Raw genomic sequence first — 15,749 nt, forward strand, 5'->3', positions numbered from 1 at the left:
ACGGAATGCCACCACGCTTGCGGCGCTTCCAAAGCAGACCCGATCTTCAGGGGGTCAAAACCGCGACGATGCGTCCGGCCTCGTCTCGGATTGCCTTCCAAAGCAGACCCGATCTTCAGGGGGTCAAAACACACGCATCGCGTAGGCGGCATCAACGTACCTTTTTTCTTCCAAAGCAGACCCGATCTTCAGGGGGTCAAAACAGATGCTTCCATTATGGTCAACAGTATCGAACCCTTCCAAAGCAGACCCGATCTTCAGGGGGTCAAAACACTACGGGTCATCTTTTGTCTCCCTTGCTACTGCCTTCCAAAGCAGACCCGATCTTCAGGGGGTCAAAACCGCCGGACGTCTGGGGGTCAGTCGAAGGTGGGGGTCTTCCAAAGCAGACCCGATCTTCAGGGGGTCAAAACGAAAGCCTTGGCGTCGATCTCGCCGCCGATGCCTTCCAAAGCAGACCCGATCTTCAGGGGGTCAAAACTCACTGTCACGGACTTATACCCAGGCAAAGACTTCCAAAGCAGACCCGATCTTCAGGGGGTCAAAACGTGGTGGCGGGGTGAGGGGGTGCGGCGCGCTCGCCACTTCCAAAGCAGACCCGATCTTCAGGGGGTCAAAACCCTGTCAGCATCCGGTATCCCGCATCGCGGGCCTTCCAAAGCAGACCCGATCTTCAGGGGGTCAAAACCGGAAGCCTTTGCCTGGATAGACAACGAAGCGAAGCTTCCAAAGCAGACCCGATCTTCAGGGGGTCAAAACCCGCCCACGTCACGCATGTCCACATCTCCGTCTTCCAAAGCAGACCCGATCTTCAGGGGGTCAAAACATCCACGAACCATCCGCGTTGTCGGCAACGAAGCCTTCCAAAGCAGACCCGATCTTCAGGGGGTCAAAACCCAAGGTCAAGATAGGCGAATCCTTCGCTCGCCCTTCCAAAGCAGACCCGATCTTCAGGGGGTCAAAACTACTGCCGCGCGATCCCTGTAGGCTTGAGCTTCCGCTTCCAAAGCAGACCCGATCTTCAGGGGGTCAAAACGCGAATCTCGTCCAGCACAAGCGGCAAAGGCACGGACTTCCAAAGCAGACCCGATCTTCAGGGGGTCAAAACGGCCGCGCGTCACGGCCCTCCCCCGCCACAGCGGCCTTCCAAAGCAGACCCGATCTTCAGGGGGTCAAAACCCACTGAAGCTCGATAACGTGGACAGCGTTCTCAACTTCCAAAGCAGACCCGATCTTCAGGGGGTCAAAACCTCACGCTCGGCGCGCAGCTCCCAAGCCGCTGCCTTCCAAAGCAGACCCGATCTTCAGGGGGTCAAAACACCGGAGTCCATATTTATCCTCCACCGTTTCCGCCTTCCAAAGCAGACCCGATCTTCAGGGGGTCAAAACAACAGTCGGCCGACCTGACGACCCGGACGGCCTCTTCCAAAGCAGACCCGATCTTCAGGGGGTCAAAACAGCTTGGCCTTCTGCATTTCCTCGGTAGTCAGCCTTCCAAAGCAGACCCGATCTTCAGGGGGTCAAAACTCTTGCGCCAACTTCGCTACCTTGACTTCCTCGCTTCCAAAGCAGACCCGATCTTCAGGGGGTCAAAACAAAGAGCCGGTCGCTTTTGTCAGCGACCTTCTCTTCCAAAGCAGACCCGATCTTCAGGGGGTCAAAACGCCGAACGCATCCGGATTAAGCGCCGCGGCTACCTTCCAAAGCAGACCCGATCTTCAGGGGGTCATAACGGCGGAAGCGGGTCAATCGACCCGCTTCCAACTTCCAAAGCAGACCCGATCTTCAGGGGGTCAAAACCATCACGAGTAAACATCTCGATTCTCCCTTTGCCTTCCAAAGCAGACCCGATCTTCAGGGGGTCAAAACGGGGGGAGGGACCATCGAGTCCCTCCCCCGAAGCTTCTAAACCAGACCCGATCCTCAGCGGGCAAAACACGCACGCGATCAGCAGCACCAGCCGCGCAAAGCCCAACCGAGACCAAAGCCCCACACGTCACACCCCGTCCCCGATCACGCAGCAACGCACGGCGCCAGGCCCCACCGCGAGCCCAAGCGTCTCGGCGTCAAAACCCAAGACGGCCGAAAAGTGACAGCCAACCAGGGCCGCGCCTCCACGCGCGCGAGCCCCGCCCGAGCGCCCGTCACATGCCCCAGCGCACGGCAACAACTCGCCGCGACGACGATCGCTCTTCCGACCGGAGAAGGTGACGAGCCGAAACGACCGGCACCGCGCACGGCGCCGCCGCAACCGCCCGGCCTGCCCATTAGCCCAAGGCGGTGCGTGGTGGAGCTGAGGGGAATCGAACCCCTGACCTCGTCATTGCGAACGACGCGCTCTCCCAACTGAGCTACAGCCCCACGTCAACCCTGCGTTCGCAACCCCGCTCTTATCAGCGCCGCCTGAGCCGAAGTCAACACGCCCCCGCCCCCATGACCACGAAGCGTCCACCCCCCGCGCGTTGATCACACCTCCTCCCGCCTGTAGGGTCCGCCCCAGCCCCGCCACCCGCAGGACGGACGTATGGTTGCCCTCCTCTGGCTCATCGACACCGTGCTCAGCCTCTACACCTGGGCGGTGATCATCGCCGTGATCCTCTCTCTGCTCGCCACCTTCGGCATCCTCGACACCCGAAACCGAATCGTCTGGGCGCTTGGCGACTTTTTCGAAAGACTCACCGAACCGGCGCTTCGGCCGATCCGTCGCGTCCTGCCCAACCTCGGCGGCATCGACCTCTCGCCGCTCGTCCTGATCCTGCTGCTCCAGGCCGCCCAGATCTTCCTCAAAACCACGATTGCCCCAGCGCTGCTGTGAGCACGCAAGCCGCTTCCGGCCTCACGGTCACCCTCAGGGTCACGCCGCGGGCACGCCGCGCCGGCCTGCGCGGACGCGCCCCCGATGGCACGCTGCGCTTCGCCGTCACCGAGCCGCCCGAAGACGGCAGGGCAAACGAGGCGCTGCTTCGCCTTCTCGCCGACACGCTCGGCGTTCCGCCCTCGGCCTGCCGCCTCGTCTCGGGCGGCGCGAGCCGGCAGAAGCGGGTCCATGTCGCCGGTGACCCCGCCGCGCTCGCGGCACGGCTCACAGCGTTGACGCCATGACCGCGCGCGTGATCGACGGCAGGGCGGTGGCCGCACGGCTGAGGGAACGGCTCGCTGCAGAAATCGCCTCCCTTCCCTTCGCGCCGAAGCTCGTCGTGCTTCTGGTCGGCGACGACCCAGTCTCCGCTGTCTACGTCCGGAACAAGGACAAGGCGGCGCGAGCCGCGGGGTTCACAAGCGAGACCGAGCGCCTGTCCGCGGCCACCACCGAGGCGGCCCTGCTCGCCCGGATCGCCGCGCTGAACGACGACCCGGAGGTCGACGGAATCCTCGTCCAGCTCCCCCTTCCTCGCCACATCCGCACGGAAGCGGTGCTTGATGCGATCGACCCGGCGAAGGATGTCGACGGCTTCCATCCGCTCAACGCAGGCCTGCTCGCGATCGGCCGCCCCGCGCTTGTTCCCTGCACCCCGAAGGGCGTCATGACCCTGCTCGCCGAAGCGGGCGTGCCGGTCGCGGGCGCGCGCGCGGTGGTGATCGGCCGGTCGAACATCGTCGGCAGGCCGATGGCCGCCCTGCTCACCCTCGCCGACGCCACCGTGACGCTCGCCCACAGCCGCACCCGCGACCTCGCCGCCGAGTGCCGACGCGCCGAGATCCTCGTCGTCGCCGCCGGGCGCCCAGGCCTTGTGCGGGGAGACTGGGTGGCGCCCGGAGCGTGCGTGATCGATGTCGGCATCAATCGCCTCGCCGACGGCCGCCTCGCCGGCGATGTCGCCTATGCCGAGGCGCTGCCGCACGCGGGCTGGATCACGCCCGTTCCGGGCGGGGTGGGGCCGATGACCATCGCCACCCTGCTTGCGAACACGCTGGCCGCGGCCCGGGCGAGGCGGGGCGTGGGAGCGATCGCGGCATGATCCTCTGGCGCCTTCTGCAGGCGATCGCCGTTCTCGCGCTCATTGCCTGCCTCGACCTTGCGACCAAGGCGACGCCGCTCCGTGGCGAAGGCTGGAATGCCGGGCGCCTGCTCTACGCCGGGTCGGGCATCGTCACGGCGCTGACCTTGTTCGCTCTCGCCGCCATCGGCATCGGGCAAGCGCGTCTGAGGGCGCAGCTCGAGCGGATCGAGGCAGCGCTGAGCAAACGCGACTGAAGGGCCGTTCGGAGCCCGAGGCTTGCGCGTCGCTCGCGCAGCCGGAGAACCGCGCCCCGGCGCCTTCGCCGCCCGGTCAGGCTGCGCGGCGCCGCCCACGCCGAGGCCGCCGCTCCCGTGCGCTGGGTGGCCCCTCCGCGGCCCCGGCGTCGCAGCCTCCGTCAGCCCGGCCGTGCCGGCACGCCGAGCTTGTGGTGGATCGCCGCGACGAGCTCGGGCTCGAGGCCGAGCTTCGCCGCAAGCGCCTCGAGCCACGCGAACTCCGCCTCCTGGTCGAGATCGACCGCCTCGACCGAGGCGATGTAGAGCTCCACGGCGCGGCGGCGGCTTCCGGCGGCACCGGCCGCGACCGCCTCGAGGTCGAGCGGGGCGCGGAACTCGCGGCTGATCCAGTCCATCACGTCAGGGTCGAACTCGGCGCAGCCGATCCGATCGAGCAGGCGCTCGCGCTCAGCGTCGGTGATCCGACCATCCGACTTGGCGGCGGCGATCATCGCCCGGATCAGCCCAAGCGCATGGTCCGACGCGGCCGGGCCGTGCGGCATGATCGCCCCGTCATGCCCAGGCCGGTTCTCCACGGCGAGCACATGCTGGGCTGCGGCCGAGATCCGGGCGAGCAGCGGGTCGTAGCAGCGCGGATGGGGCTTCATAGGCTGGCCTCCCGGGTCGATGACAGGAAGGCTACGGAACCGTGACGGAGCCCGCCTTGACCTCGCTCAAGCGCGGCCAGGGCGGAGCCGTGCCGGCCGGCGCGTCAGAGCGCCCCGCCCTTCCGCCCCGCCATCGCGCCGAGGCGGAGCCTGAGCGCGTTGAGGCGTATGAAGCCCTTGGCATCGGCCTGGTCGTAGGCGCCCTGGTCGTCCTCGAACGTCACGTACTTCATCGCGTAAAGGCTGTGCGGGCTCTCGCGGCCCGCCACCATCACATTGCCCTTGTAGAGCTTGAGCCGCACACGCCCGGTAACATGCGCCTGCGAGGCGTCGATCGCGGCCTGCAGCATCCGCCGCTCCGGCGCGAACCAGAAGCCGTTGTAGATCAGCTCGGCATAGCGGGGCATCAGCTCGTCCTTGAGGTGGGCCACGCCGCGGTCGAGCGTGATGCTCTCGATCGCTCGGTGCGCCACGGCAAGGATCGTGCCGCCCGGTGTCTCGTAGACGCCGCGGCTCTTCATGCCGACGAAGCGGTTCTCGACAAGGTCGAGCCGGCCGATCCCGTTCTCCCGCCCGAGCGCGTTGAGACGCGCAAGCAGCGACGCGGGCGAGAGCGCCTCGCCATTGATCGCCACCGGGTCCCCTTCCTTGAAGTCGATCGCGATCTCGGTCACCCGGTCGGGGGCGGCCATCGGCGAGACAGTGCGCTGGTAGACGATCTCGTCCGCTTCCTGGGCCGGGTCCTCGAGGATCTTTCCCTCCGAGGAGGAGTGCAGAAGGTTGGCGTCGACCGAGAACGGCGCCTCGCCGCGCTTGTCCTTGGCGATCGGGATCTGGTGCTTCTCGGCGAACTCGAGCAGCGCTGTGCGCGAGGTCAGCGTCCACTCGCGCCACGGCGCGATCACCGTCACGTCGGGCTTCAGCGCGTAGTAGCTGAGCTCGAACCGGACCTGGTCGTTGCCCTTGCCGGTCGCGCCATGGGCCACCGCGTCGGCGCCGACCGCTTCTGCGATCTCGATCTGGCGCTTGGCGATCAAGGGCCGAGCAATCGAGGTGCCGAGGAGATAGAGGCCCTCGTAGACGGCGTTGGCGCGGAACATCGGGAAGACGAAGTCGCGCACGAACTCCTCGCGCAGGTCCTCGACGAAGATGTTCTCCTCGCGGATGCCGAGCAGCCGCGCCTTCTCCCGCGCCGGCCCGAGCTCCTCCCCCTGGCCGAGATCGGCCGTGAAGGTCACCACCTCGCAGCCGTAGGTCTCCTGGAGCCACTTGAGGATCACGGAGGTGTCGAGCCCGCCCGAATAGGCGAGCACGACCTTCTTGACGGACGTCTTCGACATGGCCGGTGTTCCGCTCTGTCGCGAGGGAGAGGCGCCTTCAAGCACGCGCCCCGCCACACCGCAAGACCGCCCTCCGGGGCGAGCGCGGCGTGGTTCCCTCTGTGCCACCGCTGCTCTAGAAGCGAGGGCTATGCTGAACGACACCCGCGGAGCCTGCCCGCCGTGACCGCAAGCCTCTGGCTCGACCTCGGCGTCCTTGCGGTTCTCCTCGTCTCGGGCCTGCTTGCGATGCTCCGCGGCTTCGTCCGCGAGCTGCTCGGCATCGGCGCCTGGCTGGGCGCCGCTCTGGCGGGCCTGTTCCTTCATCCCCTCCTCGCGCCGCATCTCCACCCCTGGCTCGCACCGGGGCTGATCGCGAACCTCGCCGCGGGCGGGGCGATCTTCCTCGTCGTCTTGATCCTTCTGTCGCTGCTCGCGCGCTTTCTCTCCGACAGGGTGCGGGACAGCGCCGCCGGCAGCATCGACCGCACGCTCGGCCTCGTCTTCGGCCTCGTGCGGGGTGTCGCTCTCGTCTGCTTCGCCTATATTGCGGTGGCGTTCCTCGCCGGGGAGAGGGCGCGCTGGCCGGGCTGGCTCAAGGAGTCGCAGAGCGTGCGTTTCGCCGAGCCGGGTGCGGCCTGGATCGTGGCGCAGCTCCCGCCGGGGCTGTTGCCGCCGCCGCCTTCGGGCAGCGCGCGGCCGCCTGCGGTGGAGCAGCTCCTCCGTCCCGCCCCGGCGCGGCCGCCCGAGCGCGGCGAGGGCTACCGGCCGGAGGAACGTCGTGACCTCGACCGTCTGCTCAACACGACACGCTGAGGAAGGGGTGCGAGAGGGATGCCGACGGACCGCCGATCACCCGAGCCGCGCGAGCCGGTCGAGCCGGCGGCCTTCGCCCCGGCGGATGACGACCACCCTCGCGAGGAGTGCGGCGTCTTCGGCGTCTGGGCCGCGGCCGACGCCGCGGCTCTGACCGCGCTGGGCCTGCATGCGCTTCAGCATCGCGGCCAGGAGGCGGCCGGGATCGTCAGCTTCGACGGCGAACGCTTCCACAGCCACCGCGCCCTCGGCCTTGTCGGCGACACCTTCTCCGACGCCCGCGTCATCGCCTCCCTGCCCGGGCGGGCGGCGATCGGCCACAACCGCTACGCCACGACCGGCGACACGGTTCTGCGCAACGTCCAGCCGCTCTATGCCGATTTCGAGTTCGGCGGCTTTGCCGTCGGCCACAACGGCAACCTCACCAACGCCACCCAGCTCCGCCGCGCGCTTGTGCGGCGCGGCTGCCTGTTCCAGTCGACGACCGACAGCGAGGTGTTCGTCCACCTGATCGCGATCAGCCTCTACTCGACGGTGGTCGACCGGCTGATCGACGCGCTGAAGCAGGTCCAGGGCGCTTATTCGCTTGTTGCCCTGACGGCGGAGGCGATGATCGGCGTGCGCGACCCGTTCGGCGTGCGCCCGCTGATCCTCGGCCGGTTGCCCTCGCCAGCGAAGGAAGGCGGCTGGGTGCTCGCCTCCGAGACCTGCGCGCTCGACATCGTGGGCGCGAGCTTCGTGCGCGATGTCGAGCCGGGCGAGATCGTGGTGATCGACGACAACGGCGTGCGCAGCATCAAGCCCTGGGCGAAGCAGGCCTCGCGCTTCTGCATTTTCGAGTTCATCTACTTCTCGCGCCCCGACAGCGTGGTCGAGGGAACGCCCGTCTACGAGGTGCGCAAGCGCATCGGCGCGGAGCTCGCGCGCGAGAGCCACGTGCCGGCCGACCTGGTCGTTCCGGTTCCCGATAGCGGCGTTCCGGCCGCGATCGGCTATGCGGCGGAGGCGGGTCTTCCCTTCGAGCTCGGCATCATCCGCAACCACTATGTCGGCCGCACCTTCATCGAGCCGACGGACAGCATCCGCCATCTCGGCGTCAAGCTGAAGCACAGCGCCAACCGCTCGCTGATCGCGGGCAAGCGCGTGGTGCTCGTCGATGATTCGATCGTTCGCGGAACGACCTCGCGCAAGATCGTCGAGATGGTGCGTGCCGCCGGGGCGGCGGAGGTGCACATGCGGATCTCCTCGCCGCCGACGACGCATTCCTGCTTCTACGGCATCGACACGCCGGAGCGCGACAAATTGCTTGCCGCGCGGAACGATGTCGCGGCGATGGCGCGGATCATCGGCGTCGACAGCCTCGCCTTCATCTCGATCGACGGTCTCTATTGCGCCGTCGCAGGGGTGGCGCGTGACCCCGCACGGCCGCAGTTCTGCGACGCCTGCTTCACCGGCGACTACCCGATTCCGCTCGTCGACCTCGCCTCGCCCGCGAACGACCGACAGCTTTCGCTGCTCGCGGAAGGATGAGCGACAAGCCGCTTGCCGGGCGCGTCGCCCTCGTCACCGGCGCCTCGCGCGGCCTCGGTGCCGCGATCGCGGTGGTGCTCGGCGCCGCCGGCGCGCAGGTGGTCGCGCTCGCGCGGAACGCCGCTGCGCTCGAGGAGACGGACGATGCGATCCGCGCGGCGGGCGGCGCCCCGGCCTCTCTGCTCGCGCTCGACCTCGCGCGCGGCGAGGATGTGGACATGATCGGGCCGACGATCGCCCAGCGCTTCGGCCGGCTCGACATCGTCGTCGGCAACGCCGCCGTGCTCGGGCGTCTTGGGCCCGTGACGCACCTGCCGGCGAAGGACTGGGCCGAGGTGATGGCGGTGAACCTCACCGCGAACTGGCATCTGATGCGCACCACCGAGCCGCTGCTCCGCGCCTCGGATGCCGGGCGCGCGGTGTTCGTTACCTCCCGCCGCGCCGCGCAACCCAAGGCCTATTGGGGCGCCTATGGCGCGTCGAAGGCGGCGCTCGAACACCTCGCCATCACCTGGGCGCAGGAACTCGCGATCACGCCCGTGAAGGTGAACCTGTTCGACCCTGGCATCGTCCGCACGCGGATGCGCGCCGCCGCCATGCCCGGCGAGAACCCGATGACCGTCCCCGCGCCGGAGGAGGTCGCGCCGAAGGTGCTGCCGCTCTGCCTGCCGAGCGAGACGCGCTCGGGCGAGATCATCCGTGCCTGAGGCGACTCTCGTCACCGGCACGTCGGGCTTCGTCGGGCTCGCCGTTGCGGAGGCGCTCGTGGCGCGCGGCGACACGGTGGTGGCGTTCGACCGCGCGCCTCTGCCTGAAGAGGCGCGGTCGCGGCTCGCCTCGCTTCCGGGGCGGATCATTCCGGTCGAGGGAGATGTCCGCTCCCGCTCCGACCTTGCCAATGCCTTCGCCGCCGCGCCCGTGGGGCGCGTTCTGCACGCGGCCGTCATCACCGCAGGGCAGGAGCGCGAGCGTCGCGATGCCGAGACGATCGCCTCGGTGAACCTGCTCGGCGCGATCGCCGTGCTCGAGGCGGCGGTCGCGCACCGCGTCCGACGCCTCGTCTATCCCTCCTCGGTCGCGGTCTACGGCCGTCCGGCGGAGGGCGATGCCGCCTTTAGGGAGGACGGCACCTGGCCGCGTCCGGTGCTTCTCTATGGCATCACCAAGCTCGCCGCCGAGCAGGCGCTCGCGCGGCTTGCGCGCGCACACGGCCTCTCCTTCGCCGCCGCGCGCCTTGCCTCGCTGTTCGGGCCGTGGGAGCGGGATACCGGCGTGCGCGACACGCTCTCGCCCCATCTCTCCGCCATCGGCTGCGCGCTTGCGGGGCGCGAGGCGGTGCTGAATCCGCCCACGCGGGGGGACCATCTCTACGTCCGCGACGCCGCCCGAGGGCTGATCGGCCTGCTCGATTCCCCCGCACTTGCGCATGACCTCTTCAACCTCGGCAGCGGTCGGGCGACCTCCGTTGCCGAGTTCTGCGACGCCCTTGCCGCCCGGGTTCGGGGCTTCCGCTGGCGTCTTGCGCGCGACGGCGAGGAGGCGAACGTGGTCACGCACGTGCCGTTCGACCGCCCGCCGATGGACATCTCCCGCCTTGCCGCCGCGACCGGCTTTGCCCCGCGGTTTGACCTTGACGCGGCGGCGGCGGACGCGCTCGCCTTCTTCTCGGCTCAGCCCTCGGCGTAGGGGTTCTTCGTGCCACGCAGGCTGAGCCTGATCGGCACGCCCTGGAGACCGAAGTCGTCGCGGATCGCGTTCACGAGGTAGCGGGCATAGGCGTCCGGCAGAAGCTCGCTCCGCGTGCCGAAGATCACGAAGGTGGGGGGGCGCGCCTTCGCCTGGGTGATGTAGCGAAGCTTGAGCCGGCGCCCGTCGACGAGCGGCGGCGGGTGGCGCGCGATCGCCGCCTCGAACCAGCGGTTCAACTCCCCCGTCGGCACGCGCGTGTTCCAGGCGTCGTAGGCCTTCCACACGGCCGGCACCAGCTTCTCGACGCCGGCGCCCGTGAGCGCCGAGAGCGGAACAACGGGCATGCCCCTCAGCTGCGCGAGCGAGGCCTCGAGCCTGTCGGCGAGCAGCCGGCGTGCGGCATCGCGCTCCGCGATAGGCACGAGGTCCCACTTGTTGAGAGCGATCACCAGCGCGCGCCCTTCGCGCTCGGCAAGAGTCGCGATCGCGATGTCCTGGCCCTCGAGGGGCGCGAGCGCGTCGAGCACGAGCACGACGACCTCCGCCTCCTTGAGCGACCGGATCGTTTCGGCAGTGGAGAGACGTTCGAGCTCCCCCGTCACACGGGCGCGCTTGCGAAGACCTGCCGTGTCGACGAGGCGAACGAGCCGTCCCTCGGGGTCGCGCCAGGGGGTGGCGACCGAATCGCGGGTGATGCCCGGCTCGGGGCCCGTCAGCATCCGCTCCTCCCCGAGCAGGCGGTTGACGAGGGTGGACTTGCCGGCGTTCGGCCGGCCGACCACGGCGAGCCTGAGCGGCCGCTCCCGCCCGGCCTGCGCTTCTGCCTCCTCCGCGTCGTCCTCCGGCGGCGGGCCGAGCAGCTCCGCCACCCGCGCGTGCAGCTCGCCTAAGCCCTCGCCATGCTCGGCCGAGATCGCCACCGGCTCGCCGAGACCGAGCGCATAGGCCTCCGCCACCCCGCCCGCGGCGGCGCGCCCCTCCGCCTTGTTGACCACGACCACGAGGGGGCGGCCCTTGCGGCGCAGCCAGGCGGCGAAGTGTTCGTCGGCCGGGGTGAGCCCGGCGCGGCCGTCGATCACGAACAGGACGAGATCGGCCTGGTCCACCGCCCGCTCGCTGCCTGCGGTCATCCGCCCCGCGATCGTCTCGGGGGGCGCCTCCTCGAGGCCGGCCGTGTCGACCAGGGTGACGTCGCGGCCGCCGACGATCGCCTCCGCCTCCTTCCGGTCGCGCGTCACGCCCGGCTGGTCGTGGACGATCGCGAGACGACGGCGCGCGAGCCGGTTGAACAGGGTGGACTTGCCGACATTCGGCCGCCCGACGATGGCGACGACGGGGCGGGGGCGCTCGGCCACGGGCGTCAGCGCAGCGCGACGATGGTCGCGTCGTCGGCGAGGAGAAGAAGCGTGCCGTCTGCCACCGCGGGCGGCACGGAAACGCCGTCGGGCAGGCGCTGCCGGCCGAGAATCTCGCCCGTGTAGGGCGAGACGGCGATCGCCAGGGCGGAGGAGGAGGCGAGCACCAGCCGATCCCCAACCAGGGCGGGGCCGGTCCAGAGGATCCGGTTGCGGCGTCGGCGCTCGTCCTCGAACCGCGGCAGGGGCGTCACCCAGCGGGCGCGGCCGTCGGTTCGGCTGAGGCAGACGAGCTCCTCTGCGGCGCTGACGAGGAAGATCCAGTCGCCGGCGATCCAGGGGCTCTCGCGTCCGGGCAGGTCGCGTTCCCAGATCCGCCGCCCCGTGCGCATGTCGAGCGCGACCATCGCTCCGGCAGCGCCGATGACGAAGCCGCGCCCGCGATCGATCGCCGGCCGCGCCATCACGGCGGAAAGGTCGGCGATCGAGGGCCGTCCCCTCCCTCCGCCGGTGGTCTCCGACCACACGACGCGCCCGCTGTCGAGCCGCAGAGCGGTGATGTCCCCGTTGCCGAAGCCGGCGAGGACGAAGCCCTGGTCGACCGCGGGGGTCGGCGAGGCAAGAAGCGTCGTCGTCTCCGCCGGGCCGCGGTGGGTCCACACTGTCTCGCCGCTCGCCGCCGCGACGCACACAACCTGCCCCTCGACGCAGAGCACGACGACGCGCTCCCCCGTGGTGGTGACGGCGCCGCGCGAGGGGCTCGGCAGCCTCTCGCGCCAGAGGATCTCACCGGTCGCCGGCGCGAGTGCGAGGAGCTCGCCGTAGCCGGTCGCGGCATAGACGCGGGCGCCGTCGGTCGCGACACCGCCGCCGAGGATCTCGCGCGACGCTCCCTCTGGCCGTGTCGCGACCTGCCAGAGCGAGCGACCCGTTGCGAGGTCGAGGCCAGTGATCCGCGCCTCGGCATCGGCGGCGAAGACCCGGCCATCCATCACCACGGGGGGAGACATCAGCCTGCGCCTGAGCGACGCGCCGCTGCCGATCGAGGAGCGCCAGGCGACGGCGAGCCGGTCGCCCGCCTCGAGATGGCCCATCACGTTGGCCGGGGACCCGCCCGGAACCGGCCAGTCGCTGTTGCGCACAGGCGGCGGCAGGGCGATCTCGACCGACGCCATCGCCTCGTCGGGCTCAAGCGCCAACTCGCCCGGGAGCACGGCGCGACGCTCGCCGGGAAGCGGGGTCTTGGTCGGGCCGAACCAGTCGTCCCAGAGGCTGCAGCCGCCGAGGGCGAGGGGAGAGAGGGAGAGGCCGGTGAGCAGGGCGCGGCGTCGCGGCATGCGCGTCCCCTCAGCTCCCCGAAGCGGCGCCGGTGAGAGCGCCGAGCGTTTCGGCGGCGCGGGCGCGCAACGCCGCCGGGGCGTCCTCGGCCTCGGCGAGCCCGCGCAGGATCGCCACTGCCCGCTCGCGCTGGCCCCGGCGCTCGGCCAGCACGGCCTCGAGCTCGCGCGCCGAGAAGCGGAACGCCCCGTCGGGACGGTCGAGCGGCGCGAGCCGCGCTGACAGAGCGGCAGGGTCGCCGGAATCCGCCTGGTGCAGGACCGACATCAGAGCGGCGAGGTCGCGATAGGGCTGCGGGGTTGCGGCGTCGACGGCGAGCTGGTCCCACATCGCGATCGCGATGTCGCGCTCGCCGGCGCGCGCCCGGGCGGCGGCCTCCTGAAGGCGGGCCAGAAGCCGGTATCCGGTGGGAGCCTGAGCGTGAAGCGCGGCGAACTGAGCGATCGCCGCGGCTGTATCCTGGCTCTCGGCGGCGCGCATCGCGGCGAGATAGCGCGTCGCGGCGGCCGCGGCCTCGCGCGCCTCGTACCATCGCCACCCCTGCCAGCCGGCAGCGCCGAGCACGGCGGCGAGCACCACGGCGGTCGCGGCCCAGCCGTAGCGGTCCCACAGCCGCTTGAGGCGCTCGCGCCTGAGGTCCTCCTCGACCTCGGTGAAGATGTCGGTCACGCTGTTCCTCCGGGCCGCCTGTCCGGCGCGCAGGCCCCCTCGCGCGAGGCTGCGCCCTCTGCGCCCCGCACAGGGCGGCGGACAATAGCCACCGGGCGCTTCGGGCGCAAACCGTGCGCTCGGCCGGGCCTTGACCCTTCCTTAAGCGCCGGCCGCCAGGATCGCCACGCCATGGCTCCGACGCGCGCACGCACGCTCGCCCTGCTCGCTCTCGCGGGCGGGCTTGCCGCGGCTTGCGCCGACTCGCCCGTCCCGCGCGAGTCGCTCGCCGGCGCGCCTTTCTCCCTCTGGCTCGCCGGCACGAACGTGGGAAGCCACGTCGTGTTTCAGCGCAGTGTGTTTGACGCGGTCTATTCCTTCGTCACCGGCAAGGACTGCTCGCTGGTCAACCTCGAGCGTCGCGGCGAGTACTGCCGCAGTGTCGCCGTGGCGTCGCCCGAGCCCTTCTGCGTGCGCACGATCGGCGAGGTCGACTGCTGGACGGTCGCCAACCCCTATGGCCCGCAGCGGCCGGTGACCGACACGCCGGCGAGGCCAGCGTCACGTGAGGCGCTGCGCTGGAGCCTCTCGCCGTTCCGCCCTTCGCCGCCCACCCAGGGCGAGGCGGGCGGCAGCGCGAGTTCCTCGGGCGGCCAGGAGTGAAGCGCGCCGAAGCGTGCCGTCTTCTTGCGCTGGTGCCGGTCCATGCGTCGCAGCACGTCGGCGAGGAAGCGCACGCCGGCGGCGAGATGCGGGCCCTTGTTCAGCATCACGCATTCTGCCCGCTGCGCCATCGCGGCGTCGGTCGCCTCGGCCCGGCTCGGCAGGCCCTCGCGCACCAGGCTGTCGAGCACCTGGGTCGCCCAGACCACCGGAACGCGCGCGGCTTCGGCGATCCAGAGGATCTCCTCCTGGATCTCCGACATGCGCGCGAAGCCGAGCTCGACCGCGAGGTCGCCACGCGCGATCATCACCGCAACCGGCCCGCGGGCCAGCGCCGTGACGATCAGCCGCGGCAGGTTGCGCACGGCGAGCGGGGTCTCGATCTTCAGCACCATCGGCAGAGGCGGGCGGCCCGGGCGCCTGAGCGCGAGCTCGCCCGAGAGCAGCGCGACGTCCTCGGGGCGCTGCACGAAGGAGTAGCCGACGCTGTCGGCGATCTCCGCGACCACGTCGAGGTCGGCGCGGTCCTTCTCCGTCAGTGGTGCCAGGGCGAGGCCGAGCTCGGGCACGTTCACCCCCTTGCCAGGGCGAAGCCGCTCTCCCTTGGCGCGCGCATGGACCACGATGAGGACCGCGCGTCCTGGCGCCGCTGCGGTCACGGCGAGGCCAATCCTGCCGTCGTTGATCCACACCTCAGCACCGGGGGAGAGGGAATCGACCACGGCGGGGTGGGAGAGGGTCGCGATCACCGGGTCGGCTGAATCCGCGCGGGAGAGGTCGCGCACGAGAACGACCCTGTCGCCGCGCCTGAGCCGCACCGGCTCCGCCGCGTGCACGCTGGCGAGGCGGAGTTTCGGGCCGGCTATGTCCATCAGCACCGTGCAGCCGCCAGGCGCCGACTCCTCACGCACCAGCGCCGCCATCGCCCGCCAGGCTTGGGCGTCGTCATGGGCGCAGTTGATTCGGGCGCAGGTCATGCCGGCCTCAATGAGGGAACGGACCAGCGCCCTGTCCTCGGCCGCCTCGGAGGGGAGAGTGACCATGATCCTCGCCCGCGCGCCGATCCGGTCGGGGCCGAAGAAGCGGCGCTGGGCCTGGCGCAGGGCGGCGCCGGAAACCGCGATCTTGCCCGGGCGCCAGCGCCCGGGGCGGGGGGCGCCGACAAGCCGCCCGAGCGTGGCGCAGACCGACTCAAGGCTCGCCATCACATGCCCTTCGAGGCGGCCGAGCGAGGAGAGGCCGAAGGCGGCGAGCGACTCCTGCAGGTCGCTGATGTCGTGGCGTCGAAGCGCGAGATAGCAGGCGAGGTTGTGGGCTGCCGGCAGGGCCCGGGCCGGCAGTCGGGCGCCGCTCCAGCCGGCGAGGATCGCGGCTGCCTCGTCACGCACGGCGGCGCGCAGGGCCTCGATCTCTCGGAACAGCTCGGCTGGGGTGAGGGTCGTCATCGTTGCGGCTATCGGGCTTGCCTGGCCGAATGGGAGGCTGCCTCGATCGCGCGCGCAAGCGCAGGCGCATGACGGCTCGGTCTGGGCGGCGAGCGAGCCGG

The 15,749-nt window shown here is 70.2% G+C and carries 14 protein-coding genes, 1 tRNA gene and 1 CRISPR repeat array (1 of these 16 running past the window's edge); of the genes, 8 read left to right on the forward strand and 7 right to left on the reverse strand.

Annotation, left to right across the window (positions count from 1 at the left end; all coding sequences use genetic code 11):
* Positions 1-1,869: direct repeats of the CRISPR family, unit length 36 nt; unit sequence CTTCCAAAGCAGACCCGATCTTCAGGGGGTCAAAAC; it begins 1,506 nt to the left of the window's first position.
* A gap of 416 nt (positions 1,870-2,285) precedes the next feature.
* A tRNA-Ala gene (locus KO353_RS09400) sits at positions 2,286-2,361 on the reverse strand.
* A 163-nt stretch (positions 2,362-2,524) separates the two neighbouring features.
* Between KO353_RS09400 and KO353_RS09405 the strand changes: the two genes are divergently transcribed.
* Genes KO353_RS09405 through KO353_RS09420 form a run of 4 tightly spaced genes read left to right on the forward strand, consistent with a single transcriptional unit; the run spans position 2,525 to position 4,195 of the window.
* Positions 2,525-2,815, forward strand: a complete 291-nt coding sequence (locus tag KO353_RS09405) for a YggT family protein (protein WP_218284408.1) — start codon at positions 2,525-2,527, stop codon at positions 2,813-2,815.
* Positions 2,812-3,102, forward strand: coding sequence for a DUF167 domain-containing protein (locus KO353_RS09410; RefSeq protein ID WP_218284409.1), 291 nt, complete (start codon positions 2,812-2,814; stop codon positions 3,100-3,102). The genes KO353_RS09405 and KO353_RS09410 overlap by 4 nt, the downstream gene beginning before the upstream one ends.
* On the forward strand, positions 3,099-3,959 hold the full coding sequence (gene folD / locus KO353_RS09415; protein ID WP_218284410.1) for a bifunctional methylenetetrahydrofolate dehydrogenase/methenyltetrahydrofolate cyclohydrolase FolD: 861 nt from the start codon (positions 3,099-3,101) through the stop codon (positions 3,957-3,959). The genes KO353_RS09410 and folD overlap by 4 nt, the downstream gene beginning before the upstream one ends.
* Positions 3,956-4,195, forward strand: coding sequence for a hypothetical protein (locus tag KO353_RS09420; protein ID WP_218284411.1), 240 nt, complete (start codon positions 3,956-3,958; stop codon positions 4,193-4,195). Before folD ends, KO353_RS09420 begins: the two co-directional genes overlap by 4 nt.
* A gap of 161 nt (positions 4,196-4,356) precedes the next feature.
* Here KO353_RS09420 and KO353_RS09425 read toward each other — a convergent pair whose 3' ends face one another.
* The gene (locus tag KO353_RS09425) at positions 4,357-4,845 is read right to left on the reverse strand and encodes a tellurite resistance TerB family protein (protein WP_218284412.1); all 489 of its coding nucleotides are present in this window, start codon (positions 4,843-4,845) and stop codon (positions 4,357-4,359) included.
* 104 nt (positions 4,846-4,949) lie between these two features.
* Entirely contained in the window at positions 4,950-6,185 is a 1,236-nt protein-coding gene (locus tag KO353_RS09430) for an argininosuccinate synthase (protein ID WP_218284413.1), read from the reverse strand.
* A 162-nt stretch (positions 6,186-6,347) separates the two neighbouring features.
* Here KO353_RS09430 and KO353_RS09435 point away from each other — a divergent pair, with 162 nt between their 5' ends.
* From KO353_RS09435 to KO353_RS09450, 4 genes are read left to right on the forward strand one after another with little or no spacing between them, the layout of a single operon-like run.
* Positions 6,348-6,980: a CvpA family protein gene (locus KO353_RS09435; protein ID WP_218284414.1), complete on the forward strand. Its 633-nt coding sequence runs from the start codon at positions 6,348-6,350 to the stop codon at positions 6,978-6,980.
* 18 nt (positions 6,981-6,998) lie between these two features.
* Entirely contained in the window at positions 6,999-8,510 is a 1,512-nt protein-coding gene (gene purF, locus KO353_RS09440; protein WP_218284415.1) for an amidophosphoribosyltransferase, read from the forward strand.
* The gene (locus tag KO353_RS09445; protein ID WP_218284416.1) at positions 8,507-9,217 is read left to right on the forward strand and encodes an SDR family NAD(P)-dependent oxidoreductase; all 711 of its coding nucleotides are present in this window, start codon (positions 8,507-8,509) and stop codon (positions 9,215-9,217) included. Before purF ends, KO353_RS09445 begins: the two co-directional genes overlap by 4 nt.
* On the forward strand, positions 9,210-10,196 hold the full coding sequence (locus tag KO353_RS09450) for an NAD-dependent epimerase/dehydratase family protein (protein ID WP_218284417.1): 987 nt from the start codon (positions 9,210-9,212) through the stop codon (positions 10,194-10,196). Before KO353_RS09445 ends, KO353_RS09450 begins: the two co-directional genes overlap by 8 nt.
* On the opposite strand, the gene der is transcribed toward KO353_RS09450, so the two are convergent.
* The 4 genes from der to KO353_RS09470 form a co-directional block, all read right to left on the reverse strand.
* Complete coding sequence (der, locus tag KO353_RS09455) at positions 10,181-11,554, reverse strand: ribosome biogenesis GTPase Der (protein ID WP_218284418.1); 1,374 nt, start codon at positions 11,552-11,554, stop codon at positions 10,181-10,183. The two genes, KO353_RS09450 and der, sit on opposite strands and share 16 nt — an antisense overlap.
* A gap of 5 nt (positions 11,555-11,559) precedes the next feature.
* Positions 11,560-12,891: an outer membrane protein assembly factor BamB family protein gene (locus KO353_RS09460; protein WP_218284420.1), complete on the reverse strand. Its 1,332-nt coding sequence runs from the start codon at positions 12,889-12,891 to the stop codon at positions 11,560-11,562.
* A 10-nt stretch (positions 12,892-12,901) separates the two neighbouring features.
* Positions 12,902-13,561 (reverse strand): tetratricopeptide repeat protein, encoded by a 660-nt coding sequence (locus tag KO353_RS09465; protein ID WP_218284421.1) that lies wholly within the window; start codon positions 13,559-13,561, stop codon positions 12,902-12,904.
* Positions 13,562-14,055: 494 nt separating this feature from the next.
* Positions 14,056-15,648: a pyruvate kinase gene (locus KO353_RS09470; RefSeq protein ID WP_218284422.1), complete on the reverse strand. Its 1,593-nt coding sequence runs from the start codon at positions 15,646-15,648 to the stop codon at positions 14,056-14,058.
* Positions 15,649-15,749: the final 101 nt, after the last annotated feature.

Source organism: Elioraea tepida (assembly GCF_019203965.1).
Lineage (GTDB): Bacteria > Pseudomonadota > Alphaproteobacteria > Acetobacterales > Acetobacteraceae > Elioraea_A > Elioraea_A tepida.